This is a genomic window from Azospirillum formosense (assembly GCF_040500525.1).
Taxonomy (GTDB): domain Bacteria; phylum Pseudomonadota; class Alphaproteobacteria; order Azospirillales; family Azospirillaceae; genus Azospirillum; species Azospirillum formosense_A.
The window spans coordinates 369,678-391,465 of the sequence record NZ_CP159402.1 but is presented as its reverse complement, the minus strand read 5'-3'; the positions used below and the strand labels follow the sequence as shown (position 1 = coordinate 391,465).

Annotated in this window: 22 protein-coding genes; 14 read left to right on the top strand and 8 right to left on the bottom strand. The window is 66.8% G+C overall.

Annotated elements, in window-relative coordinates; translation table 11 throughout:
• Window positions 1–27 precede the first annotated feature (27 nt).
• Complete coding sequence (greA, locus tag ABVN73_RS01845) at window positions 28–501, top strand: transcription elongation factor GreA (protein ID WP_079285121.1); 474 nt, start codon at window positions 28–30, stop codon at window positions 499–501.
• A gap of 133 nt (window positions 502–634) precedes the next feature.
• On the opposite strand, the gene ABVN73_RS01840 is transcribed toward greA, so the two are convergent.
• Together ABVN73_RS01840 and ABVN73_RS01835 are read right to left on the bottom strand one after the other, a co-directional pair.
• Window positions 635–1,594 carry a dienelactone hydrolase family protein gene (locus ABVN73_RS01840; RefSeq protein WP_353858677.1) on the bottom strand — a complete coding sequence of 320 codons (960 nt, stop codon included), beginning with the start codon at window positions 1,592–1,594 and terminating at the stop codon, window positions 635–637.
• 191 nt (window positions 1,595–1,785) lie between these two features.
• Window positions 1,786–2,340, bottom strand: a complete 555-nt coding sequence (locus ABVN73_RS01835; protein WP_353858676.1) for an Lrp/AsnC family transcriptional regulator — start codon at window positions 2,338–2,340, stop codon at window positions 1,786–1,788.
• A 237-nt stretch (window positions 2,341–2,577) separates the two neighbouring features.
• Here ABVN73_RS01835 and ABVN73_RS01830 point away from each other — a divergent pair, with 237 nt between their 5' ends.
• The 4 genes from ABVN73_RS01830 to trxB all read left to right on the top strand — a co-directional run bounded on the left by ABVN73_RS01830 (window position 2,578) and on the right by trxB (window position 6,185).
• Window positions 2,578–3,507 (top strand): mitochondrial fission ELM1 family protein, encoded by a 930-nt coding sequence (locus ABVN73_RS01830; protein WP_353858675.1) that lies wholly within the window; start codon window positions 2,578–2,580, stop codon window positions 3,505–3,507.
• 164 nt (window positions 3,508–3,671) lie between these two features.
• Window positions 3,672–4,328, top strand: coding sequence for a 2OG-Fe(II) oxygenase (locus ABVN73_RS01825; protein ID WP_353858674.1), 657 nt, complete (start codon window positions 3,672–3,674; stop codon window positions 4,326–4,328).
• Window positions 4,329–4,406: 78 nt separating this feature from the next.
• Complete coding sequence (locus tag ABVN73_RS01820; protein WP_353858673.1) at window positions 4,407–5,051, top strand: 2OG-Fe(II) oxygenase; 645 nt, start codon at window positions 4,407–4,409, stop codon at window positions 5,049–5,051.
• A gap of 147 nt (window positions 5,052–5,198) precedes the next feature.
• Entirely contained in the window at window positions 5,199–6,185 is a 987-nt protein-coding gene (gene trxB / locus ABVN73_RS01815) for a thioredoxin-disulfide reductase (protein WP_353858672.1), read from the top strand.
• A 56-nt stretch (window positions 6,186–6,241) separates the two neighbouring features.
• On the opposite strand, the gene ABVN73_RS01810 is transcribed toward trxB, so the two are convergent.
• From ABVN73_RS01810 to ABVN73_RS01800, 3 genes are all read right to left on the bottom strand, one after another.
• Window positions 6,242–6,700, bottom strand: a complete 459-nt coding sequence (locus tag ABVN73_RS01810; protein ID WP_353858671.1) for a DoxX family protein — start codon at window positions 6,698–6,700, stop codon at window positions 6,242–6,244.
• Between the two features lie 138 nt (window positions 6,701–6,838).
• On the bottom strand, window positions 6,839–7,306 hold the full coding sequence (locus tag ABVN73_RS01805) for a Dps family protein (RefSeq protein ID WP_353858670.1): 468 nt from the start codon (window positions 7,304–7,306) through the stop codon (window positions 6,839–6,841).
• Window positions 7,307–7,545: 239 nt separating this feature from the next.
• The gene (locus ABVN73_RS01800) at window positions 7,546–8,049 is read right to left on the bottom strand and encodes a cache domain-containing protein (protein WP_353858669.1); all 504 of its coding nucleotides are present in this window, start codon (window positions 8,047–8,049) and stop codon (window positions 7,546–7,548) included.
• 246 nt (window positions 8,050–8,295) lie between these two features.
• Between ABVN73_RS01800 and ABVN73_RS01795 the strand changes: the two genes are divergently transcribed.
• From ABVN73_RS01795 to ABVN73_RS01785, 3 genes are all read left to right on the top strand, one after another.
• Window positions 8,296–9,222, top strand: a complete 927-nt coding sequence (locus ABVN73_RS01795) for a 2-dehydropantoate 2-reductase (protein WP_353858668.1) — start codon at window positions 8,296–8,298, stop codon at window positions 9,220–9,222.
• A 240-nt stretch (window positions 9,223–9,462) separates the two neighbouring features.
• A complete protein-coding gene (locus ABVN73_RS01790; protein ID WP_353858667.1) occupies window positions 9,463–11,502 on the top strand; it encodes an elongation factor G in 2,040 nt (679 codons plus the stop codon).
• Between the two features lie 253 nt (window positions 11,503–11,755).
• On the top strand, window positions 11,756–11,884 hold the full coding sequence (locus ABVN73_RS01785; RefSeq protein ID WP_256380059.1) for a hypothetical protein: 129 nt from the start codon (window positions 11,756–11,758) through the stop codon (window positions 11,882–11,884).
• A 131-nt stretch (window positions 11,885–12,015) separates the two neighbouring features.
• Here the strand turns inward: ABVN73_RS01785 and ABVN73_RS01780 are convergent, their stop codons facing one another.
• Window positions 12,016–12,231: a hypothetical protein gene (locus ABVN73_RS01780; protein ID WP_109072405.1), complete on the bottom strand. Its 216-nt coding sequence runs from the start codon at window positions 12,229–12,231 to the stop codon at window positions 12,016–12,018.
• Between the two features lie 764 nt (window positions 12,232–12,995).
• On the opposite strand from ABVN73_RS01780, the gene ABVN73_RS01775 reads away from it, so the two are divergent.
• Both ABVN73_RS01775 and nhaA read left to right on the top strand, forming a co-directional pair.
• Window positions 12,996–14,399 (top strand): Nramp family divalent metal transporter, encoded by a 1,404-nt coding sequence (locus ABVN73_RS01775; RefSeq protein WP_353858666.1) that lies wholly within the window; start codon window positions 12,996–12,998, stop codon window positions 14,397–14,399.
• A gap of 154 nt (window positions 14,400–14,553) precedes the next feature.
• Complete coding sequence (gene nhaA / locus ABVN73_RS01770; RefSeq protein WP_353858665.1) at window positions 14,554–15,780, top strand: Na+/H+ antiporter NhaA; 1,227 nt, start codon at window positions 14,554–14,556, stop codon at window positions 15,778–15,780.
• A gap of 75 nt (window positions 15,781–15,855) precedes the next feature.
• Here nhaA and ABVN73_RS01765 read toward each other — a convergent pair whose 3' ends face one another.
• Window positions 15,856–17,061 carry a pyridoxal phosphate-dependent aminotransferase gene (locus tag ABVN73_RS01765; protein WP_353858664.1) on the bottom strand — a complete coding sequence of 402 codons (1,206 nt, stop codon included), beginning with the start codon at window positions 17,059–17,061 and terminating at the stop codon, window positions 15,856–15,858.
• A gap of 263 nt (window positions 17,062–17,324) precedes the next feature.
• Between ABVN73_RS01765 and ABVN73_RS01760 the strand changes: the two genes are divergently transcribed.
• Window positions 17,325–17,753: a cytochrome c gene (locus tag ABVN73_RS01760; RefSeq protein WP_038529411.1), complete on the top strand. Its 429-nt coding sequence runs from the start codon at window positions 17,325–17,327 to the stop codon at window positions 17,751–17,753.
• Between the two features lie 64 nt (window positions 17,754–17,817).
• On the opposite strand, the gene ABVN73_RS01755 is transcribed toward ABVN73_RS01760, so the two are convergent.
• Entirely contained in the window at window positions 17,818–18,525 is a 708-nt protein-coding gene (locus tag ABVN73_RS01755; protein ID WP_353858663.1) for a cytochrome b/b6 domain-containing protein, read from the bottom strand.
• 223 nt (window positions 18,526–18,748) lie between these two features.
• Here ABVN73_RS01755 and ABVN73_RS01750 point away from each other — a divergent pair, with 223 nt between their 5' ends.
• The 3 genes from ABVN73_RS01750 (at window position 18,749) to ABVN73_RS01740 (ending at window position 21,142) form a co-directional block, all read left to right on the top strand.
• The gene (locus ABVN73_RS01750; protein ID WP_014241380.1) at window positions 18,749–18,988 is read left to right on the top strand and encodes a DUF4170 domain-containing protein; all 240 of its coding nucleotides are present in this window, start codon (window positions 18,749–18,751) and stop codon (window positions 18,986–18,988) included.
• Window positions 18,989–19,050: 62 nt separating this feature from the next.
• The gene (locus ABVN73_RS01745) at window positions 19,051–19,566 is read left to right on the top strand and encodes a metallophosphoesterase family protein (protein ID WP_353858662.1); all 516 of its coding nucleotides are present in this window, start codon (window positions 19,051–19,053) and stop codon (window positions 19,564–19,566) included.
• A 274-nt stretch (window positions 19,567–19,840) separates the two neighbouring features.
• A complete protein-coding gene (locus ABVN73_RS01740; RefSeq protein ID WP_353859445.1) occupies window positions 19,841–21,142 on the top strand; it encodes a DUF6538 domain-containing protein in 1,302 nt (433 codons plus the stop codon).
• Window positions 21,143–21,788: the final 646 nt, after the last annotated feature.

Sequence of the window (21,788 nt, the reverse complement as noted above, 5' to 3'; positions counted from 1 at the left end):
TGCGTCGGCATGGTGATGGATTGAACGATGGAAAAAGTTCCAATGACTGCGGCGGGATACAACCGCCTGCAAGAGGAGTTGAAGCACCTCAAGACTGTCGAACGGCCCAACGTCATCAAGGCGATCGCCGAGGCGCGTGAGCACGGGGACCTGTCGGAAAACGCCGAATACACCGCCGCGCGTGAACGCCAGAGCTTCATCGAGGGCCGCGTCGCCGAGCTGGAGGACAAGATCAGCCGCGCCGAGGTCATCGACCCGACGAAGCTGTCCGGCAGTTCGGTGAAGTTCGGCGCCACCGTCACGCTCGCGGACGAGGACACCGACGAGGAGATCACCTACCAGATCGTCGGCCAGGACGAGAGCGACATCAAGAACGGCATGCTGTCCATCCAGGCGCCGTTGGCCCGCGCGCTGATCAACAAGTCGGTCGGCGACAGCGTGGAGGTGTCCACCCCCGGCGGCTCCAAGGTCTACGAGATCGTCACCGTCGCGTTCAAGTAAGCGCGGGTTCAAGCTTCAGGGGCCGGTTCGCAGGACAAGGCCCCGCCACCGACCGCGAACCGAAACGCCCCGCACCGACAGCCGGTGCGGGGCGTTTCCTTTTCACCCGTGACCCTAACCCCCGCGGGCGCCCCTACCCCCGCAGCCGCTCCGCCAGGAAGGCGCTGACCCGCTCGATGGCGTCCCTGCGGGCGGACTCGTCGGTGCCGACCGTCGCCTCGCCCGCCGGGGCCGTCGCCAGATTGTGGCGCTTGCGCAGCGGTGAATGGGGGGAGTCGAAGCCGTGATGGGCGTCGGGATAGACCACCACCTCGGTGCGCTCCTTCACCGGTTCGCGGCTCGCCAGCTCGAGGCAGCGCTCCGCCGGAGTCCATTCGTCCCTGCCGCCCAGCAGCATCAGAAGCGGGCCCTCCGGCTGCCAGTCGGCGTCGCTCAGCGGCGTCCGGCAGCCGGGGTAGAAGGCGATGGCGGCGCGGAAACCGTTCCCCTGCCCGCCCGGCCCGTAGGCGGCCAGCACCGTGCCGGCCCCCTGCGACCAGCCCATCAGGGCGATCCGCTCGCTGTCGACGTCGCTGCGCGCGCGCAGATAGGCCAGCGCCGCCCAGGCGTCGCGCTTGCGCTCCTCCGTCGCGCGGACGGGGCGGTCCTTCACCGTGCAGACCTCCGCCACGCCGCGCGGGCCGAAGCTGTCCACCATCAGCACCGCGTAGCCCTGCTCGCGCAGCGTCAGAGCCCAGTCGATGTGCCGTGACGCCACCCGCCCGGTCTTGGCGTAGAGGCCGCTGCAGCCGTGCAGAAGGACGACCGTGGGATAGGGGCCGTCGGCCTTTGGTCGCAGGAAGCGCCCGGTCAGGGCCGTCGGGGCGCCGCTGGTCAGATCGGCGTCGAGCGAGGGGAAGCGGACGATCTCCTCCGCATGGACGCCCGGCGTCGCCGCCGCGGCCGGCGGGGAACCGAGCAGGGGCGGCACGGCCAGGGCGGCGGCGAGGGCCAGTGTCGTCAGGAAAAGGCGCGGCGGAAGGGCACGGCGGCGGGCTGAGGCCATCATCGTCTCCCGGTCACGGACAAAAGCGGCGAAGTCGGTTGCGCGCAAGTTTAGCACCTTCGCCGTGTGGAAGCATCGCACGTGCGAAGACGGGCAGGAATCCATTTTTCGAAATGCTCGGCGTCACAAGATTGCGCGGGGACGCCCCTTCCCGAAACGCGAACAGCCGGCCCCACATCCCGTGCGCGGGGTGTGGGGCCGGCTGTCCGTGAAAGGCTATGCGTCGGTGCGGCGCCGCGTCAGCGGCGCGCCACGCGGGTCGAGGACTCGTCCTCGTCCTCGTCGTCGTCATCCTCCAGGGAGTCGGGGATGTCCGGCGAGTCGACGTCGATCGGCACACCGGGCGTGTGCTTCGACGTGCGGATCGACAGGGCCGACTTGACGTGCGCCACGTTGGGCGCCGCCGTCAGCTTCGTGGTCAGGAAGCGCTGGTAGTCGTCCCAGTCCTCCGCAACGATCTTCAGCAGGAAATCATACTCGCCGGCCAGCATGTTGCACTCGCGCACCATGGGCCAGGAGTTGACGAGTTCCTCGAATTTCTTTAGGTCCACTTCAGCTTGGCTGGACAGGCCGACCTGGGCGAACACGGTGACACCGAACCCGAGCGCGTCGGGGTTGATGTCGGCGTGATAGCCGCGGATGAAGCCCGCCTCTTCCAAGGCGCGGACACGCCGCAAACACGGAGGGGCAGAGATGCCGGCACGCCTCGCGAGTTCTACGTTGGTCATCCGGCCGTCATTTTGCAGGTCGCGCAAAATCCGCCGGTCAATTCGGTCGAGTTTGACCCGCCGCATGGTTTGCTCGGTCGCTCCGGGGGTGATTTGAAGAAAGGATATTACACGGCGCAGCCATCCACGCCAAGCAAGAAACCCGTATCGGCGTCGGTGGAAAAACTTTCTATCGATGTATCCAGCTCCGACGCCCACCAGGGCGCGACAACCCGCCGCACCCTCAAAACCATTCGTGTGACGATGCAGTCCTCCCTTCCCGGTTCCCTCACCTGTTGGGTCGTCTCGGACGGCAAGCCCGGCATGGAAAACCAGTGCATCGGCCTCGCCGAGGCGCTGGGCCTCACCCCCGTCGTGAAGCGGGTGCGGCTGCGCAGCCCGTGGCGCCAGCTCAGCCCCTTCCTGCGGCTGGGCAACCGCTTCGCCGCCGGGCCGGAGGGCGACCCCATCCGCGCGCCCTGGCCCGACCTGATGATCGGGTCGGGGCGCCAGGCCATCGCGCCGCTGCTGGCCGCCAGCAAGCAGTCGCGCGGCCGGACCTTCACCGTCTACATCCAGGATCCGCAGATCAACCCGCGCCATTTCGGCCTCGTCGTGGTGCCCCGCCACGACCGGCTGCGCGGCCCCAACGTCATGGCCACCCGCGGCGCCCTGCACCGCGTGACGCCCAAGCTGCTGGCCGAGGCCGCGCAGCGCCACGCCCCCCGGCTCGCCGACCTGCCGCACCCGCGCGTCGCCGTGCTGATCGGCGGCACCAACGGCGTCTACGCCCTGACCCCGACCATCATGGGCGACGTCGCGGAAAAGCTGTCGGAGCTGGCCCGCAGCAAGGGGGCCGGGCTGATGGTCACGCCGTCGCGCCGCACCGGCGCCGACAACGAGGCGATCCTGCGCGCCCGCCTGAACGGCCTGCCGGCGGAGGTGTGGGACGGCACCGGCGAGAACCCCTACTTCGCCTATCTCGGTCTGGCCGACGCCGTGGTGGTGACCTGCGACAGCGTGTCCATGACCTCGGAAGCCTGCTCCACCGGAAAGCCGGTCTACGTGATCGAGCTGGAGGGCGGCTCGGCCAAGTTCCGCAGCTTCCACGAGGAACTCTACAGGGAAGGCATCACCCGGCCCTTCACCGGCGCCCTGGAGCACTGGACCTACCCAACGTTGGACGACACCCGGCAAGTCGCCGAAGAGTTGCGACACCGTCTTCTGGCCCACCGCGCCAAGCACGGTGCCTGAAATCCGGGGCACCGCGCTTCCCCGCGATACCCCGATCAGTGTTGTTTGCTTGCGCTCGTCAGGAGGGATTCCTGTCAAACGGTTCATGAACGTTATTTCATTTAATGCGTGTTTCACCCCGTGGTAATTCCCTTTTACCGACGGGACGCATTGGATTTTTTCGCATGGTTTCGCCTGACGCGGTCCAGGACGCCTTCATCCGCTGCCTGGACAACGCCCCGATCAAGGATGAGCCCTATCGCCACTGGCTGCTGTCGCGCGCGCTCACCGACGAGGCCGCGGACGGCATCGCCGCCCTGCCCTGGGCACCGCCACCGGTCGGCGACACCATGGGCAAGCGCGACACCAACAACGCCACCCGCAGCTATTTCTGCGCCCGCAGCCGGGCCGAACACCCCGTCTGCGACGCGGTCGCCACGGCCTTCCAGCGGCGGGCGGTGACCGAGGCGATCGAGCGGACCTGCGGCGTCGCTCTGGCCGGCACCTCGTTGCGCATCGAATACTGCCAGGACACCGACGGCTTCTGGCTGGAGCCGCACACCGACATCGGCGTCAAGAAGTTCACGATGCTGATCTATCTCTCCAAGGGGCCGGACTGCGCCGACTGGGGCACCGACGTGCTGGACGCCACCCGCACCGTCGTCACCCGCGCGCCCTACGCCTTCAACGGGGGTTTGGTCTTCGTTCCCGGAACGAACACGTGGCATGGCTTCGCCCCGCGCCCGATCCGCGGCGTCCGCAAGTCGATCATCGTGAACTATGTCGGCCCGGAATGGCGCGCCCGCCACGAGCTGGCCTTCCCCGACACGCCCGTGGCCTGAACCGCCGCCGTCTGAATTGCCGCCCCCCGTTGCCGCCCCCCGTTGCCGTCGTCTGAGTTGCCGTCTGGAGACCGCCCCATGTCCATGCCCGCCTCCATGCTGGATCTGGACCGCTTCCGCGCCACCCCGCTGCATCACGAGCCGTTCGACTTCCTCTGCGTCCCCGGCTTCGTGAAGCGGGAGCATCTGGAGGCGCTGCACCGCGACTACCCCAAGGTGGACAAGCCCGGCTCCATCCCCCTGGGCGTCTTCCCGCAGGGTCCGGCCTTCGACGCCCTGATCGAGGAGCTGCGCGGCGAGGCGGTCTGCCGGGCCTTCTCGGAGAAGTTCGGGGTGGACCTGTCGCGCTACCCGACCATGTTCACCGCCCGCGGCATGTGCCGGGCGACCGACGGCAAGATCCACCCCGATTCGGCCAGCAAGATCGTCACCGTCCTGATCTACATGAACCCGCCCTGGGAGGCGTCGGGAGGGCGCCTGCGCGTGCTGCGCAGCCCCAACCTGGAGGATTACGCCGCCGAGGTGCCGCCGGACGAGGGCACGCTGCTGTGCTTCCGCCGCTCCGACACCTCGTGGCACGGGCACCATTCCTTCGAGGGACGGCGCCGCGCCGTGCAGATGAACTGGGTCCGCAACAGCGTCTACATCTGGCACGAGCAGTGGCGCCACCGCGTCGGCGCCTGGCTGAAAAACCGCAAAGCTGCGGCGCCGACCCGCTATTGAAGGGCGTCCCCCAGGCGGCCGGGGTGAAACATCGGCCCCATGAGGGGCCGGCATGGCAGGCTTTCCGATGACAGCGCGCCGGATCTGGACCATATGTTCGGCGCGGCCCTATGGTCCGCACCAGACCAGATCGTGACGGACAGAGCGATGCCCAGCACCCACCACACCAAGGTTCTCATCATCGGCGCCGGCCCTGCCGGCTACACCGCGGCCATCTACGCGGCGCGCGCCAACCTGCAGCCGCTGATGGTGCAGGGCATGCAGCCGGGCGGCCAGCTCATGATCACCACCGACGTCGAGAATTATCCCGGCTTCGCCGACCCCATCCAGGGGCCGTGGCTGATGGAGCAGATGCAGAAGCAGGCGGAGCATGTCGGGACCAAGATGGTCTTCGACCTGATCACCGACGTCGACTTCAGCCAGCGCCCCTTCGTCTGCAAGGGCGACTCGGGCGACACCTACACCGCCGACAGCGTCGTCATCGCGACCGGCGCGCAGGCGCGCTGGCTGGGCATCTCCAGCGAGGAGATCTACCGCGGCTTCGGCGTGTCGGCCTGCGCCACCTGCGACGGCTTCTTCTTCCGCGGCAAGGAGGTCGCGGTGATCGGCGGCGGCAACTCCGCGGTGGAGGAGGCGCTGTACCTCACCAACCACGCCTCCAAGGTGACGGTCATCCACCGCCGCGACAGCTTCCGCGCCGAGCGGATCATGCAGGACCGGCTGTTCCGCAACCCCAAGATCGAAGTGGTCTGGGACAGCGTGGTCGAGGAGATCGTCGGCGAGGGCGACGGCTCCCTGGGCAACCCGCGCGGCGTCACCGGCGTGCGCGTGAAGAACGTGAAGTCGGGCGAGGAGCGGGTGATCCCGGTGGCCGGCGTCTTCGTCGCCATCGGCCATGTCCCGGCCACCGCCGTCTTCCAGGGCAAGGTGGAGACCGACTCCGAGGGCTACATCGTCACCGCCCCCGACTCGACGGCCACCAACGTGCCGGGCGTCTTCGCCGCGGGCGACGTGAAGGACAAGGTGTACCGCCAGGCCGTCACCGCCGCCGGCATGGGCTGCATGGCCGCCCTGGAGGCCGAGCGCTGGCTGGCCCACCACGCGGGCGAGCCGAGCCCGGCGGGCAACTGGTAAGGCGAACTGGTAAGGCGGCAAGGGAGAGCGAAGGGGGCCGGGCGACCGCCCCCCTGCTACCGCCGGTTCATCAGCCCATCGACGCTGAACCGCCCGGCCCCGGCGGCGATCAGCGCGAGGAAGCCGCCGATGATGGCGAGGTTCTTCATGAACTGGATGCGCTGCATCCCCTGGGCCTCCGGCGGGTAGGCCCAGTAGCGGTGGGCGATCAGCGTCGCCATGATGGTGAAGAGGACCACCGCCGCCGCGGCCAGCCGCGTCCAGGCCCCCAGCACCACGGCCAGCCCGCCGAAGCACTCCACCGCACCGCCCAGCGCCGCCAGCAGCATCGGCATGGGCAGACCCTGCCCCGCCAGGCTCCCGGCGAAGCCGCCGAGGTCCATCAGCTTGCCGAAGCCGCTCTGCACGAAGATCGCCCCGATCAGCAGCCTTGCGGCCAGCAGCAGGGCATCCTGCCCGCCGCCCGTCGCCGCCCGGTCGGCTCCCCGCGCTCGGTCGTCATTGTAGGAGGCCATGGCGCCCTCTCCCGCGTCCATCGGACATCCAGGGAGAACGCGCGGCCCCGCCCGGTTGTTTCCTCGCGCGTTAAAAGGACGGGGCGCCGCCCCGAAGGACGGCGTCCCGTCGAATCGCAAGCCGCTGGGCCTTGCCGACTACTCCAGCATGGAGCGCAGCATCCAGGCGGTCTTCTCGTGGATCTGCAGGCGCTGGGTCAGCAGGTCCGCGGTCGGCTGGTCGTTGGCCTCCTCGGCGGTCGGGAAGACCTTGCGGGCGGTGCGGGCGACGGCCTCATGCCCCTCGACGAGCTGGCGCAGCATCTCCTGCGCGTTCGGGACGCCCTGCTCCTCCTTGATCGAGGCGAGCTTGGTGAACTGCGTGAAGCTGCCCGGCGCCGGATAGCCGAGGGCGCGGATGCGCTCCGCCACCTCGTCCAGGGCGGTCCACAGCTCCGTGTACTGGGTCATGAACATGGTGTGGAGCGTGTTGAACATCGGCCCCGTGACGTTCCAGTGGAAGGAATGCGTCTTCAGATACAGGGCGAAGGTGTCGGCGAGCACGTTGTTCAGGCCTTCGGCGATGGCCTTGCGGTCGGCTTCCGCGATCCCGATGTCGATCTGCATGGTTTCTCAATCCTCCGAGGGGTTGTCTTCCATTCTTGGCTGCAATCGAGGCTACGCCCCGCTGCGCCCCGGGTAAAGACCCTACTTTAGAAACATTCTAAAAAGCAGCCCTGCGCGACCCGCATGCCCCGGCCTGCCGTGAAGGCCACCCCGACAAGCTTGGGCGCGCCCGGTGCGGGTCAAGATGTGCGCCGCAACAGCGGCCGTATCAAGCGCCCCGAACACGCGGCCGGGCGGCGTCAATGGTACAGGCCGGCATAGGCGACCAGCTCCTGGCCCGGCACCCGCTTCACGAAGGTGGTCTTCGGCTCGATCCGGTTGCTGGCCGGGTTCAGCCAGCGGTATTCCACCCAGCCCTCGCCGGCGTCCCGCGCCACCGACAGGATGTCGCGGACGATGTCGCGGCCGTCCGGGTCCTTGACGTTGATCACGCTGATCCCGACCCCGGCGGGCCGGGGCGGATAGACCTTCCACACCCCGGCGAAGTCGATGACGGTGACGTAGAGCGCGCCGTGCCGGAACTCGCCCTCGCGGTTGAGCACCGCCGCCGCCGCCTCCAGGCCCCGCGCGGCGATCAGCTCCGCCGCCTTCAGCGCGATCGCGCGGACCTGCTCGCGCTCCGGATCGCCGGGCTGGGCAAGGGCACCCGGGGGATGGACCCCGGCGACCAGAAGCGCGGCCAGAAGGACCCACAGGGCTCGGAACGGCGGCATGCGGACGAAGGCGCTGATGGCAGATCCCATGGCAAATCCCCCGGACCGGCCAATGCGGAAATGTCTTGCGGAGAGGGGCGCCGATCGGTCCGCCCACTGTCGAAAGAAAGTCGCCCTCCGGCAATCCGCAATCCTGCGGCCTATTGCCGCAAAGTCCCGCGCGCGCCACACTGTCACCCCAGAGTCCGGCACCAAAGGCCCGCCCGGCCTCCGCCGATTCCCCGGCCCCATCCAACGGAGCGCGCCGGCCCGGACCGCATTTGGGAGGAGCATCGCATGCGCATCGCAATCATGGGGGCGGGCGCGGTCGGCGGCTATTTCGGCGCGCGCCTCGCGGCGACCCGCGGAGCCGAGGTGCATTTCATCGCCCGCGGCCCGCATCTGGAGGCCATCCGCCGCGACGGTCTGCGCGTCGAGAGCGAGGCCGCCCCCCTGCACCTGACCGACGTCAGCGCGACCGACGACCCGGTGGAGATCGGGCCGGTCGACCTCGTGCTGTTCGCGGTCAAGCTGTGGGACACCGACCGCGCGGCGGAGGCCTGCCGCCCCCTGGTGAAGCCGGGCACCGTGGTCGTCACCGTGCAGAACGGCGTCACCGGCATGGACACGCTGTGCCGGATCCTCGGGCGGGAGCATGTGGCGGGCGGCGTCGCCCACATCGGCGCCACCATCGCCGCCCCCGGCGTGATCCGCCACACCGGAACCCTGGCCCGCCTGACCTACGGGGAGCTGGACGGGCGCCCCTCGCCCCGGCTGACCGCCTTCCACGCGCTGGCCGAGGCGGCCGGGTTCGAGGCGGTGCTGTCCGCGGCGATCCTGCGCGCGCAGTGGGAGAAGTTCGCCTTCCTGGCGCCCTTCAGCGGAGTCACCGCCCTGACCCGCCAGCCCGCCGGGGTGATCCGCCGCGTTCCGGAGAGCCGCGCCCTGTTCCTCGACGCGGTGGCGGAGGTCGCCCGGCTCGCCCGCGCCCGCGACGTCGATCTGGGCACCGGCATCGTCGCCCGCGTCGAGGCGCTGCTGGACGGCCTGCCCGCCGCCATGACCTCCTCCATGCTGAACGATCTGACGCGGGGCGGGCGGCTGGAACTGCCCTGGCTGTCCGGGGCGGTGGTCCAATTGGGGTCGGAGCTGGGGGTGCCGACGCCCGTCCACCGGGTGGTCGCGGCGGCCCTGGCACCCTACGCCGACGGCCCGCCAGGATGAGACACCCCACCGGGGCGGCGTGACGTCATGCCGCCCCTTTTTTCCATCGACAGGTCCCCCGCCACGGGTGGACCATAACCTTGAAAAGGCACTGTTTTCAAAGCACCGGACCAGTCCGGCACCCTGTCAGGGCCACGCGCGCCGCCGGTGCTTCCGGCCACAGCGTCCCACCCGGCCCACCCAGGCCACCCGGCGTTCCGGCCGATGCCCACACGGGAAGACGCCATACGGGAGGTGTGCATGCCCCATACTCAGATCCGGACGGCCCGCTGCGCCGCGCTGGTCGGCCCCTATCTCAGCGGCAAGACATCGCTTCTGGAAAGCCTGCTCTCCGCCGCCGGGGCGACCACGCGCAAGGGCAGCGTCCGCGACGGCAACGCGGTCGGCGACAGCTCCCCCGAGGCCAAGGCCCGGCAGATGAGCGTCGAGGTCAACGTCGCCTCCTTCGAGTTCCTGGGCGAGCGCTGGAGCGTGCTCGACTGCCCCGGCTCGGTGGAGCTGGCCTGCGAGACGCAGAGCGCCCTGATGGTGGCGGACGTCGCCGTGATCGTGGCCGAGGCGGCTCCGGAAAAGGCCGTGCTGCTCGCCCCCCTGTTCAAGTTCCTCGACGACAACCGCATCCCCCACCTGCTGTTCATCAACAAGGTGGACAGCCTGGGCGACCTCAGGGTGCGCGACGTGGTGCAGGCCTATCAGGCGGTGTCGGCGCGCAAGCTGGTGCTGCGCGAGGTGCCGATCCGCGAGGGCGGGAAGATCACCGGCTTCGTCGATCTGGTCAGCGAGCGCGCCTGGCACTTCAACCCGCACAAGCCGTCCAACCTCGTCCAGATCCCCGACAGCCTGAAGGACCGCGAGCACGAGGCCCGGCAGGAGATGCTGGAGGCGGTGGCCGACTACGACGACGCGCTTCTGGAAAAGCTGCTGGAGGACGTCGCTCCCGACACGCAGGAGGTCTACGACCGGCTGGCCCGCGAACTGGCCGACGACCTGATCGTCCCGGTCTTCTTCGGCTCGGCGGAGAACGACAACGGCATCCGCCGCCTGCTGAAGGCGCTGCGCCACGAGGGGCCCGACGTCGCCACCACGGCGGAGCGCGCCGGCATCCCGGCGGACGCCACGGTGGCCGCCCAGGTCTTCAAGACGCTGAACGGTTCGCACGCCGGCAAGATCAGCCTCGTCCGGGTCTGGCGGGGCACGGTCAACGACGGCATGACGCTGGGCGGGGAGCGGGTGTCCGGCGTCTTCCGCATGATGGGCCACAATCAGGAGAAGCTGTCCCAGGCGGCGACCGGCGAGGTGGTGGCGCTCGGCCGACTCGACAAGGCGGCGACCGGCGACCTGCTGACCGACAAGGGCAACGCCGGACGGTCGGCGCTGTGGCCGGAGCTGCCGCCGCCCGTCTTCGGCCTCGCCCTGCACGCCCAGAACCGCAACGACGAGGTGAAGCTGACCGCGGCCATCCAGAAGCTGGTCGAGGAGGACCCGTCGCTGCGCCTGGACCAGTCCACCGACACCGGCGAGCTGGTGCTGTGGGGCCAGGGCGACATCCATCTCCAGATCGCCATGGACCGTCTGCGCAACAAGTTCAACGTCACGGTCAAGGGCGTGCCGCCGCAGGTTCCCTACCGCGAGTCGATCCGCAAGGGCACGTCCCACCACGCCCGCTACAAGCGGCAGACCGGCGGCCACGGCCAGTTCGCCGACATCCATGTGGAGGTCAAGCCACTGCCCCGCGGCACCGGCTTCCAGTTCGAGGACGGCATCGTCGGCGGCGTGGTGCCGCGCCAGTTCATCCCGGCGGTGGAGACCGGCGTGCGCGACTACGCGGTGCGCGGGCCGCTGGGCTTCCCCGTGGTCGATTTCGCGGTGAAGCTGACCGGCGGCCAGTTCCACGCCGTGGACAGCTCCGAAATGGCCTTCAAGACGGTGGCGCGGCAGGCGATGACCGAGGCGCTTCCGGCCTGCGAGCCGGTGCTGCTGGAGCCGATCCTGACCGTCTCCATCGCCGTGCCCAGCGACTTCACCTCGAAGGTGCAGCGGCTGGTCAGCGGACGGCGCGGGCAGATCCTCGGCTACGACGCGCGCCCCGGCTGGCAGGGTTGGGACGAGGTGAAGGCCTATCTGCCGCAGGCCGAGATGCACGACCTGATCGTCGAGCTGCGCTCCCTGTCGCTCGGCGTCGGCACCTTCACCTGGAGCTTCGAGCGGCTGCAGGAACTGACCGGCAAGGCCGCCGACAAGGCGGTGGAGATCCGCAAGGAGACGCTGGCCGCGCAGTAGCCGGCGGCGTGGGGAAGTGCGCGGGGCCGGGGGCGTCCTCCGGCCCCTTTTTCATGGCCGGACGGCGCGCAGCGGCCTTGCGGGCGAAAGACCGGCAAAAGAAAATCAGCTCAACAATAAATCAGCGCGCCAAACAATAAGTAAGTCTTTCATAACCCGCCATGTGATGAGGGCAAGAGAGCGATGCATCGATTGCGCTTCTGGTATTTGGTATACCAAGATACAGTGTCTTCATCGAACGACGGAGATGATCATGACCTACGCGACTGTGACCCATCTGCATGCCAACCAGAACGGCACGAAGGGTTCGACTTTCCTGCAGGCCTTCAAGTCCTTCATGAACGCCTGGTGCGAAAAGTCCCGTCTGTACGGCGTCCTGTGAGCATGCCTTGCGGACATCCGGACGACACCGGACGACGAAAGGGCCGCGATCCAGTCGCGGCCCTTTCTGATTCCAGCGTCTTGTAAATCCGCGCGTTTGTTGTCTTACGACGCCGTCACACCGATACGGCGTCAATCCGACGTCTCCGTCGCGATCCACAGATGACGGCGGGTCCCGCGCGGAGGCCGGTTCATGTTGGCTGGCCGCCCCCAGGGCCGCACGGGAGCGATGAGGGCGCCCGGGTCCCGATGGCTTCCCCACACCGCTGTCAGCAGGGTCGCGATGCCGGTTGCGGCGAAGGTGGCAAGGCACAGCGCCACGGCGAGTGTGATCGGATCCAGAACCATGGAGGCTCCCGCAGAAACTGGTCGGCGCGCCGGCTTCGGGCAGCGCAATCCTCTGAGGCAACACCCCGACAACAGATTGGCCGGCGCGCGTTGCACGGCTTCCCGCTCGCCTTACCCTTCAGCATAGATGCTTTCAGTTCCGCGGGACCCGCGCTTTTTTCACAGGGCGGCAAACCACAGGAACCGGCGCGGATCCTTCGCGCCGAGCCGTCCGGGTTTAAAATTCACTACGCCACTGGATTAAAAACCTAGCTGATGCGTCTCCTGCGCCATCGCCACCGCGCGATCTGGCGAGCGCGACCATCAGATTTCATCCCGGGAAATTTCAAAAAAATTTGGTCTTCATAATACTGACACGAGAAAAGGCTGTCCCTGACTCAACAGGGACAGCCTTTGGGGAGGCGACGCAGCGGGCGGCCCAAGCTCGCTGAGTCCATCGGCATATGGATGCATCCTTTACCCTGCGCAACCAGCCAATTTGACCATGAATTCCTTTTCATGATTCACGGAATGATCATAGCCGATGTGGGTAGAGGTGGTTTTAGTCCCGAGTTTCCACTTTTTTTCTGTGTCTGAAAAACGCCCCGATCTTCCAGATTTTTTTTCCTACGCCTCGCTGATATTTGGCATACCAAACTATGGCGTGCAGGAAACCAGCCCCTGCAGAAAAGCACGGATCGGAAAAGGAGCCGGACGGAACCGGGCCGAAAATTTCTCGAACGGCCCGACGCCAATCGACAGGCCAATCCTAGGGAGGAACGGGAATGAGCGTCAGCTCGACGAACAGTGCGGCCATCGACGCCGATGGCCTTTACGGCGGCACCGCCGCGGATGGAAGCGCCAAGAAGGTCATCCGCTTGGAAGCCCCCGGCACCGGCTTCATGGACACCTGGAAGGCCATGGGGCCCGGCATCGCCGCGGCGATGACCGGCATCGGCGCCAGCCACATCATGCACGCGCCGACCGCCGGCGCTCTGTACGGCTACGATCTGCTGTGGGTGATCCTGGCCGCCTACATCATCAAATACTGCGCCTTCGAGTTCGCCCACCGCTACACGATGGTGAAGGGCGAATCCATCATCAACGCCTACCACCGCGTCGGCACCTGGCCGCTGTGGTTCATGATCTTCCAGGGCTTCGCCAACACCGTGGGCATCGCCGGCCGCGCGCTCGGCTGCGCGGCGCTGATGTGGGCCGCCTTCCCCTTCATGTCGATGCAGCTCTGGGCGGTGGCCATCCTGCTGCTGACCGTCGGCATCCTGTGGATGGGCAGCTACAAGGCGGTCGAAGGCATCTGCAAGATTCTCATCATCGTCTTCGCCGTGTCCTGCTTCGTGGCCTTCGCGCTCCAGGCCCCGCCGCCGGGCGAGTATCTGTCGCGCCTGCTGCCGACCCTGCCGCCGATCGGCTCGATGATGCTGTTCGGCGCCATGTTCGGCTATTTCCCGACCACGCTGGAAGTCGCGCCCATGCAGTCGAACTGGGCCGTCGACAAGAAGGCCGGCATGGTCAAGGTCAACGAGATGCGGGCCCAGGGGCACACCGTGCACATGGACCCCAACTACATGAAGAACAGCCTGATCCTGTTCAAGCGCGACATGAACATCAGCTACGTCATCTCGATGCTGTCGGGCATGATCTTCCTGATCGTCGGCGCCGTGGTGCTGCACCCGCAGGGTCTGGTGCCAAAGGGCTCGGAGATGGGCGTGACCATCGCCAGCATCTACACCGACACCTTCGGCGCGTGGATCTTCCCGGTCATCATCGCCGGCGGCGTGGCCGCGCTGTTCTCCACCGTCTTCACCTACTTCGACGGCCAGGCCCGCCTGTTCGAGGAATGCGTGGTCCGTCTGAAGCGCGACTGGGACACCGCGGCGATCCGCAAGCTGCTCTACCGCGGCATGCAGGTGGTGTGGCTGGTCGCCGGCATCGCGGTGGTCTATGGCCTGCCCGAGCCGATCTTCGTGGTCCAGCTCGCCTCCGTGATGGCCCTGGTCTTCTCGCCGGTCCTGTTCTGGCTGACCATCAAGGCGGTCAAGGACAACTTCACCAGCGATTTCGAGCGTGATCTGCTGCCGAGCAAGTTCCAGTTCGCCTGGGCCTGGGGCGGAACGATCAGCCTGGTCGGCTTGACGCTCTACGTCCTCATCACGAAATTCCTCATGTGACGACGCGCGGCTGAAAATGATGCGCAGCCAATAGGAAACTGCGTTGGCGTCATGGCGAAGCCGCCATGACGCCACATTCTTTTCACAAATTGCTTCCTCACGGACTCCGCAACAACTCCGCACTTCCGGCCAACCAGGAAAGGAAACAAGCGCCATGGATGCTCACAGGCAACCCGCCGGCCGGCGCCCGGCTGCTTTCATCCGGGACTTCATGAGCAACGAGGCGTCGGGCGGCATCCTGCTGATGGTCGCCGCGGCGCTGGCCCTGGTGGTGGCGAACTCCCCCCTCTCCACCGCTTACTTCGACACGCTCCACACCTACGTTCTGGGACTCAGCATCGGCCATTGGATCAACGACGGTCTGATGGCGATCTTCTTCCTGCTGGTCGGGCTGGAGATCAAGCGGGAGATGCTCGACGGCCAGCTCTCCACCTGGTCCTGCCGCATCCTGCCGGGCGTCGCCGCGGCGGGCGGCATGCTGGTGCCGGCGCTGGTCTATCTGGCCTTCAACGCCGGCAACCCGGCCACGGTCAACGGCTGGGCGATCCCGGCGGCGACCGACATCGCCTTCGCGCTCGGCGTGCTGTCTCTGCTCGGGCCGCGCGTTCCGGTCTCGCTCAAGATCTTCCTGACCGCCCTGGCGATCATCGACGACCTGGGCGCCGTCATCATCATCGCCCTGTTCTACACCGCCGACCTGTCCCTGCCGGCGCTCGGCGTGGCGGCTCTGCTCCTGGCCGGGCTGATCGGGCTGAACCGCTTCGGCGTGCGCAGCCTCCTGCCCTATCTGGTCCTGGGCGCGGGCCTGTGGGGCGCGGTCCTGCTGTCGGGCGTGCACGCGACGCTGGCCGGCGTGACCCTGGCCCTGACCATCCCGCTGCGTCCCGCCGCCGGAGCGGCGGCGGACCCGCACGCGCCGCTGCTGCGGCTGGAGCACGGCGTCCACCCCTGGGTCGCCTTCCTGATCGTTCCGGTCTTCGGCTTCGCCAACGCGGGCGTGTCCTTCGCCGGGATGGACGCCTCGATCCTCACCGGTTCGCTGCCGCTGGGCATCGCGCTCGGCCTGTTCCTCGGCAAGATGGTGGGGGTCTTCGGCACCGCCTGGCTGACCATCCGGCTGGGCTTCGCGAACATGCCGGCGGGGGCCAACACCGCGCAGCTCTACGGCGTCGCCCTGCTGTGCGGCATCGGCTTCACCATGAGCCTGTTCATCGGCGCGCTGGCCTTCCCGACCTCGCCGGAGCTGGGCGACGCGGTGAAGGTGGGTGTCTTCGCCGGCTCGATCCTGTCGGCGACGGCGGGCGCCGTGGTCCTGCGGCTGGTGTCGGCCAAGGACGCCGCGCCGGCCCTGCAGGCCGCGGGCGTCGACCGCGGCGCGTAAAGCAAAAGCGCACAAACGAAAAGAGGGGGCCTTCCGGCCCCCTCTTCCTTTTTCACCGGTCGCAGATGCCGGAGATCAGTCCTTCAGATTGCCGCAGGCGCGCTGGATGCGCTTGCAGGCCTCTTCCAGGGCCTCGGTGCTGGTCGCGTAGGAGATGCGGAAATGCGGGGCGAGGCCGAAGGCCGAACCCTGGACGACCGCGACGCCTTCCGACTCCAGCAGGTAGGTGACGAAGTCCTCGTCGGTCTCGATCACCTTGCCGTCCGGCGTCGTCTTGCCGATGGTGCCGGCGCAGGACGGGTAGACGTAGAAGGCGCCTTCCGGCTTCGGGCAGGAGATGCCCTTGGCCTGGTTCAGCATCGACACCACCAGATCGCGGCGCTGGGCGAACACGGCCGCGCGCTCCTTGATGAAGTCCTGCGGACCGTTCAGCGCCTCGACGGCGGCGGCCTGGGCGATCGAGGTCGGGTTGGAGGTCGACTGGCTCTGGATCACGCCCATCGCCTTGATCAGCGCCTTCGGGCCGCCGGCGTAGCCGATGCGCCAGCCGGTCATGGCGTAGGACTTCGACACGCCGTTGACGGTCAGCGTGCGGTCGTACAGCGCCGGCTCGACCTGGGCCGGGGTCACGAACTCGATGCCGTCGTAGAGCAGGTGCTCATACATGTCGTCGGTCATCACCCAGACCTGCGGGTGCTTCACCAGCACGTCGGTCAGGGCCTTCATCTCGGCGCGCGTGTAGGCGGCGCCCGACGGGTTGGACGGGGAGTTCAGGATCAGCCACTTGGTCTTCGGCGTGATCGCCTTCTCCAGGTCGGCGGGCTGCAGCTTGAAGCCCTGCTCGGCCGGGCAGGAGACGAAGACCGGCGTGCCTTCGGCCAGCTCCACCATGTCCGGGTAGGACACCCAGTAGGGGGCCGGGATGATGACCTCGTCGCCGGGGTTCAGCGTCGCCATCAGGGCGTTGTACAGCACCTGCTTGCCGCCGACACCGACCGTGATCTGGTCGGGGGCGTAGGTCAGGCCGTTCTCGCGCTCGAACTTGGCGCAGATCGCCTTCTTCAGCGCGGGCGTGCCGTCCACGGCGGTGTACTTGGTGTCGCCGGCCTGGATGGCCTTGATGGCGGCGTCCTTGATGTTGTCGGGGGTGTCGAAGTCCGGCTCGCCGGCGCCGAGGCCGATGACGTCGCGACCGGCCGCCGCAAGCTCGCGGGCTTTCTGGGTGACGGCGATGGTCGGCGAGGGCTTGATGCGCGACAGACGGGACGCGATGATCGACATGGCGTACTGGCCCCTATGACGAAGGTGGCGGAAGGTTGGGGTGAGAACTTGGTATGACCGCGCGAACGCGACGCGGGACCTTACTTCCGCCTTATTGCTCTTGCAAGCCGATCACTCCCCGAGCGGGGCGGATTCCCGGCAGGCGGACGCGCCGTGCGGCGCGAAACCCGTCCGCTGCACCGCACAGGCCCGGCTTGACAGCCCGCGCCGCGGACGGGGTATCGTACCTCTTTCTCATCAAACCCATCATCCGGAGGATCTGAATGCTCACCCGCGTCACGCTGGCCGCCACGGCCGCCCTGCTTCTCGTCGGCGGCACGGCGATGGCCCAGGATTCGATCAAGGCGCGCAAGGACGGTTTCCAGACCAGCAAGAACGCGATGGCCGAGATCAAGGACCTTCTGGGGAGCGACAAGGTCGCCCAGGTCGGCCCGGCCGCCCAGCGCATGAGCGCCTTCGCCGCCCAGATCCCCACCCTGTTCCCGGCGGGCAGCGACAAGGGCGACACCAAGGCCAAGGCCGACATTTGGGCGAACAACGCCGACTTCACCGCCAAGGCCCAGGCCTACGAGGCGGCCGCCAAGGGGCTGGAAGCCGCCGCCGCCTCCGGCGACAAGGCCGCCACCGCCAAGCAGTTCGCCGCGGTGGGCGGCGCCTGCAAGGCCTGCCACGAGCGCTACCGCGCCGACTGATCCGGCCGGTTCGCAGACAGCCCCTTCCCCGCCGGTCGCGGGGAAGGAGCCTTGCGACGAGACTTCAGCCCGCCTGCACCACCGCCGCCACCAGGCCGGCCGCCGCGGCCAGAACCGCCAGGGCCAGAGCGGCCGGGCGGCGCTTGGGCGATTCGACCGGCGCATCCGCCGGGATCGCCTTCCGCCCCGTGACCATCGGGCGGATCAGATTGTCCCGCTTCACGACCAGATAGGCCAGCACGGCCAGCACATGCACGCCGATCAGGATCAGGATTCCGTCGGCCAGGATGCGGTGCAGCGTGCTGAAGCCCGCCACCACGCTCCCCGACGCCTGCGCCACCAGCGGCCCGTCCACCAGGATGTCGTCGGTGGTGAAGAGACCGGCCACCGCCTGGAGCGTCAAAGCGCCCAGCAGCGCCAGCACCATCAGCCCGCCCATGGGGTTGTGCCCGACGACCGGCGCCGGCTCCCGGCCGCCGCGCCCGGCGCGGACCATCCCGCAGGCGTAGGCGAGGACGGCGCGCGGCCCCTTCACGAAGTGGCTGAAGCGCGCGGTCTGGCTGCCGATCAGCCCCCAGACCAGCCGGAACAGCAGGAGCGCCAGGATCGCCTCCCCCGCCAGCATGTGGATGGTCATGCGGTCGGTCTTGGCGGAGACCACCGCGACCGTCACCAGAAGGACCAGGCTCCAATGAAACAGGCGGGTCGGCAAGTCCCAGACCGCCACCTCGCGCCGGGCCTTCGTCCGATTTGTGGTATTACCAACAACCATGAATCGCCCCTCGCTTCTTCTGTTCTTCCTTAGACTATGCCCCAAGGCGGCGCCTTTTGCCCAGCTTTCGGGAAAAAAGCGACAATCGGGGGGTAACCGAACGTCACAGCACTGTCATTGCACTTGAAGAAGCGGGCGGACGACGGATATGACGTACTCTAAAATCCGGTCCGATCACGTCCCAGCCCCATCCCAACCCCATCCCAAAAAGGATGCCCGCGTCATGCCCGACAAACAGCTTCTCCACCTCGTCTTCGGCGGCGAACTCGTCCGCCCCGATTCCGACCAGTTCGTCGACCCGACGAAGGTCCACATCGTCGGCATCTTCCCCAACTACGACGAGGCGTACAAGGCGTGGCGCGGCGCGACCGGGATGACCATCGACGACGCCCACACCCGCTACTTCATCGTGCATCTGCACCGGCTGCTCGATCCGTCGGCGGACGGGCACAAGCACGGTTGACGGACGGCGGCGGACGACGGCGCGGGGAACCCTCCGCGCCGCCGCTGTGTTGAGGCCTCCCGATGGCGGTCTTCTTCACCAGCGACACGCATTTCGGCCACGCCGGCGCGATCAGCCGCTTCCGCCGTCCCTTCGCCTCGGTCGCGGCGATGGACGAGGCCATGGCGGCCAACTGGAACGCCACGGTCGGCCCGGACGACACCGTCTGGCACCTCGGCGACTTCGCCCTGCACCGCAAACCGGACGTCATGGCGGCGCTCCTGGAACGCCTGCACGGCACCAAGCACCTGATCACCGGCAACAACGACGGCCCCGCCACCCTGGCTCTGCCCGGCTGGGCAAGCGTGCAGCCCTACGCGGAACTCCTGCTGGGCGAGCGGCGGCTGGTGCTCTGCCATTACGCCTTCCGCACCTGGAACGGCATGTACAAGGGCGCCCTGAACCTGCACGGCCACAGCCACGGCCAGCTGAAGGGCATGCCCCGGCAATTCGACGTCGGTGTGGATGTGTGGAATTTCCGCCCGGTCACCGTCGATGAGATCCTGGCCTCACGGCAACGGACGAACAAACGGCAATAGTCCACGCAAGACCCGCCGGGGCCTTCCGCAAGGAAGGCCGACGCAGCGGGAATGGCGTGGATGACATCCGATGAAATCGGCCGGGCCGGCTTGGTCTAGAGACCGGCTCCACTCAGCAGCGTGCTGAGAAAAACTGGCGGAGGGAGAGGGACACTCCACCATTCACCCTCTAAGCCTATGAAACCCTTGATATTCATGGCTTCTTAAGGTCCAACGTGTACCCCATACGTGTACCCTATGAGCTTGGGAGCGGGCGTTGGACACTCGGTATTTGGTGCAGCGGAGACAGACTTGGTATGTGCGCGTTACGGTCCCACCACGGCTGAGGGAGGCTGTAGGGAACACCCATGTCGTACGGTCGCTGAAGACACGGGACTTGGCTGAAGCCCAACGCCTACGCCTTGTCGCTGTTGCCCAGATCAAGGCGGAGCTTGACGCCATCGGTAAGGGGGAGGATGGAAGCGCCGTTGCCGCCGCCCTCATCTGGCGTGACGTGTGGATCAACTCCGATGCCAGCGCCCAGGACAATGACCATGGACACACCGAACAGCAGGGCATAGAAATCGCCATCGAAAGCCATGCTGAGAAGATAGAGAAGGCCCAGGGGATCGAGGCGGCTAAGGATTTCTATAAGATTGCCACAAGCAATTCGCCGCTTCTGTCCGAAACAAGAGACTTGTGGCTTCCTGAAGCTAGCCGCACCATTACCAAGCAGACGGCCCGACAATACGACTCCGACACAAGCCGCTTCCTTGAATGGGCAACAAAGAAGCGCGTCCTATTGGTGTCGGACGTGACCAAGCGCCTTGCTGGTAGCTACGTGAGCGAGGCATTCCCCGATGTGGCGGCTAAGACAGCCAACCGGCACATATCATCCTTGTCTATGTGGTGGCGCTGGCTCGAACAGAAGGGCATGACAGACGCAAACCCATGGCAGGGACAGGTTCTGCGGGTCAGGGGAAAACGGGCGAACAGGGAAGATAATCGGCGGGCTTACAATGCCGATGAGATCAAGACCCTCCTTTCCGGCCTGAAGAAGCGGCCCTTGGATGCCCTGTTCCGCCTGGGCCTGTTCACGGGTGCCCGCCTGGATGAACTCTGTTCTCTTCAGGCTGGGGATGTGGTGGAGCGGGAAGGAAGTTGGTGGCTTTCCATTACGGAGGGGAAGACCGAAAACGCCGTCCGTATGATCCCTGTCCATTCCGCTATCGAACCTCTTGTGGTCACGCTGAAGCAGGAAGCCGCCAGCGCCAAGGGCAATGCTGACGGTTGGCTTTTCCCGGACATCACACCGGGCGGACCAGACAACAAGCGGTCATGGAACGTATCGAAGAAATTCACCAGAGAGCGGCGAAAGTTGGGAGTGGACACGCCACAGACAGTATTCCACTCCACACGCAAGAACCTTTTGGAAGCGTTGGAAGCGGGCGAGGTGCCTCTATCAACGGCAAAGCTGATAGTCGGTCATGAACGTGGGGACATTGCTTTCGGCGGATACTCCAAGGGAACCTACGTGGACCTGAAGTCGGCCATTGAACGCGCTGTGTTCCCTCCTGGGATCATGGAGTCGATGTAGCGTAAGCCCCACACCTTCCCCGCCCGTAGATCGCTCATGACAGGCGGAGGAAGGTGACCAGGGGAAACCGACTATCCTCGTACAGCCCTTGGGCGGCGGTTCTTCATCTGTGTAGGCCAGTCAGCCCAACGGCAATTCTCAGGAGAATAGTTGCCGTCTACGTCGATACGGTCAATCGTGAAGCCTTCGGGACGCTCGCCCATGTCTTCTCGAAACGCCTGGAACGAATTGCGCCACCGCTCACAGACGGTTATTCCCCGTCCCCCATAATATTCCCAACTCGTGTTCTTCGGATTTTCGCACCTCTGAAGCATTCCGCTATAGGTCGGGTACAAAGGGTGGCTCGACAAAACCTCCGGTTTCTCAGGGCATGGATTGAAACACGTATATCCAGGCTGGCGTATGGATGCCGCTTGTCTTATCTCCGTGGCACCGCACTCACAACGGGCCTCGACAAGCCGATTTCCGCACTTGTCAGAACCGGCCTCCGCAATAACAGTCACCTTTCCATATGACAGTCCAATCATCGGTATTCTCGCAACCCGACGAGAGAGCAAAATATTGTCGTTGGCTATTCGCGGCGTGTTGTCGTTGGCTATGCTAGGAGAATTGCTCCTTCTCCATGTTCTCATTTTGATCCTGTAGC

Bases quoted from the DNA above. Each gene is read 5' to 3' on its own strand.
- ABVN73_RS01810 (WP_353858671.1), bottom strand. From the start codon at position 6,700: ATGGCCTCCTACAATGACGACCGAGCGCGGGGAGCCGACCGGGCGGCG.
- nhaA (WP_353858665.1), top strand. From the start codon at position 14,554: ATGGATGCTCACAGGCAACCCGCCGGCCGGCGCCCGGCTGCTTTCATC.
- ABVN73_RS01765 (WP_353858664.1), bottom strand. From the start codon at position 17,061: ATGTCGATCATCGCGTCCCGTCTGTCGCGCATCAAGCCCTCGCCGACC.
- greA (WP_079285121.1), top strand. From the start codon at position 28: ATGGAAAAAGTTCCAATGACTGCGGCGGGATACAACCGCCTGCAAGAG.
- ABVN73_RS01755 (WP_353858663.1), bottom strand. From the start codon at position 18,525: ATGGTTGTTGGTAATACCACAAATCGGACGAAGGCCCGGCGCGAGGTG.
- trxB (WP_353858672.1), top strand. From the start codon at position 5,199: ATGCCCAGCACCCACCACACCAAGGTTCTCATCATCGGCGCCGGCCCT.
- ABVN73_RS01805 (WP_353858670.1), bottom strand. From the start codon at position 7,306: ATGCAGATCGACATCGGGATCGCGGAAGCCGACCGCAAGGCCATCGCC.
- ABVN73_RS01785 (WP_256380059.1), top strand. From the start codon at position 11,756: ATGACCTACGCGACTGTGACCCATCTGCATGCCAACCAGAACGGCACG.
- ABVN73_RS01830 (WP_353858675.1), top strand. From the start codon at position 2,578: ATGGAAAACCAGTGCATCGGCCTCGCCGAGGCGCTGGGCCTCACCCCC.
- ABVN73_RS01825 (WP_353858674.1), top strand. From the start codon at position 3,672: ATGGTTTCGCCTGACGCGGTCCAGGACGCCTTCATCCGCTGCCTGGAC.
- ABVN73_RS01835 (WP_353858676.1), bottom strand. From the start codon at position 2,340: ATGCGGCGGGTCAAACTCGACCGAATTGACCGGCGGATTTTGCGCGAC.
- ABVN73_RS01800 (WP_353858669.1), bottom strand. From the start codon at position 8,049: ATGGGATCTGCCATCAGCGCCTTCGTCCGCATGCCGCCGTTCCGAGCC.
- ABVN73_RS01745 (WP_353858662.1), top strand. From the start codon at position 19,051: ATGGCGGTCTTCTTCACCAGCGACACGCATTTCGGCCACGCCGGCGCG.
- ABVN73_RS01820 (WP_353858673.1), top strand. From the start codon at position 4,407: ATGTCCATGCCCGCCTCCATGCTGGATCTGGACCGCTTCCGCGCCACC.
- ABVN73_RS01775 (WP_353858666.1), top strand. From the start codon at position 12,996: ATGAGCGTCAGCTCGACGAACAGTGCGGCCATCGACGCCGATGGCCTT.
- ABVN73_RS01760 (WP_038529411.1), top strand. From the start codon at position 17,325: ATGCTCACCCGCGTCACGCTGGCCGCCACGGCCGCCCTGCTTCTCGTC.
- ABVN73_RS01790 (WP_353858667.1), top strand. From the start codon at position 9,463: ATGCCCCATACTCAGATCCGGACGGCCCGCTGCGCCGCGCTGGTCGGC.
- ABVN73_RS01750 (WP_014241380.1), top strand. From the start codon at position 18,749: ATGCCCGACAAACAGCTTCTCCACCTCGTCTTCGGCGGCGAACTCGTC.
- ABVN73_RS01795 (WP_353858668.1), top strand. From the start codon at position 8,296: ATGCGCATCGCAATCATGGGGGCGGGCGCGGTCGGCGGCTATTTCGGC.
- ABVN73_RS01780 (WP_109072405.1), bottom strand. From the start codon at position 12,231: ATGGTTCTGGATCCGATCACACTCGCCGTGGCGCTGTGCCTTGCCACC.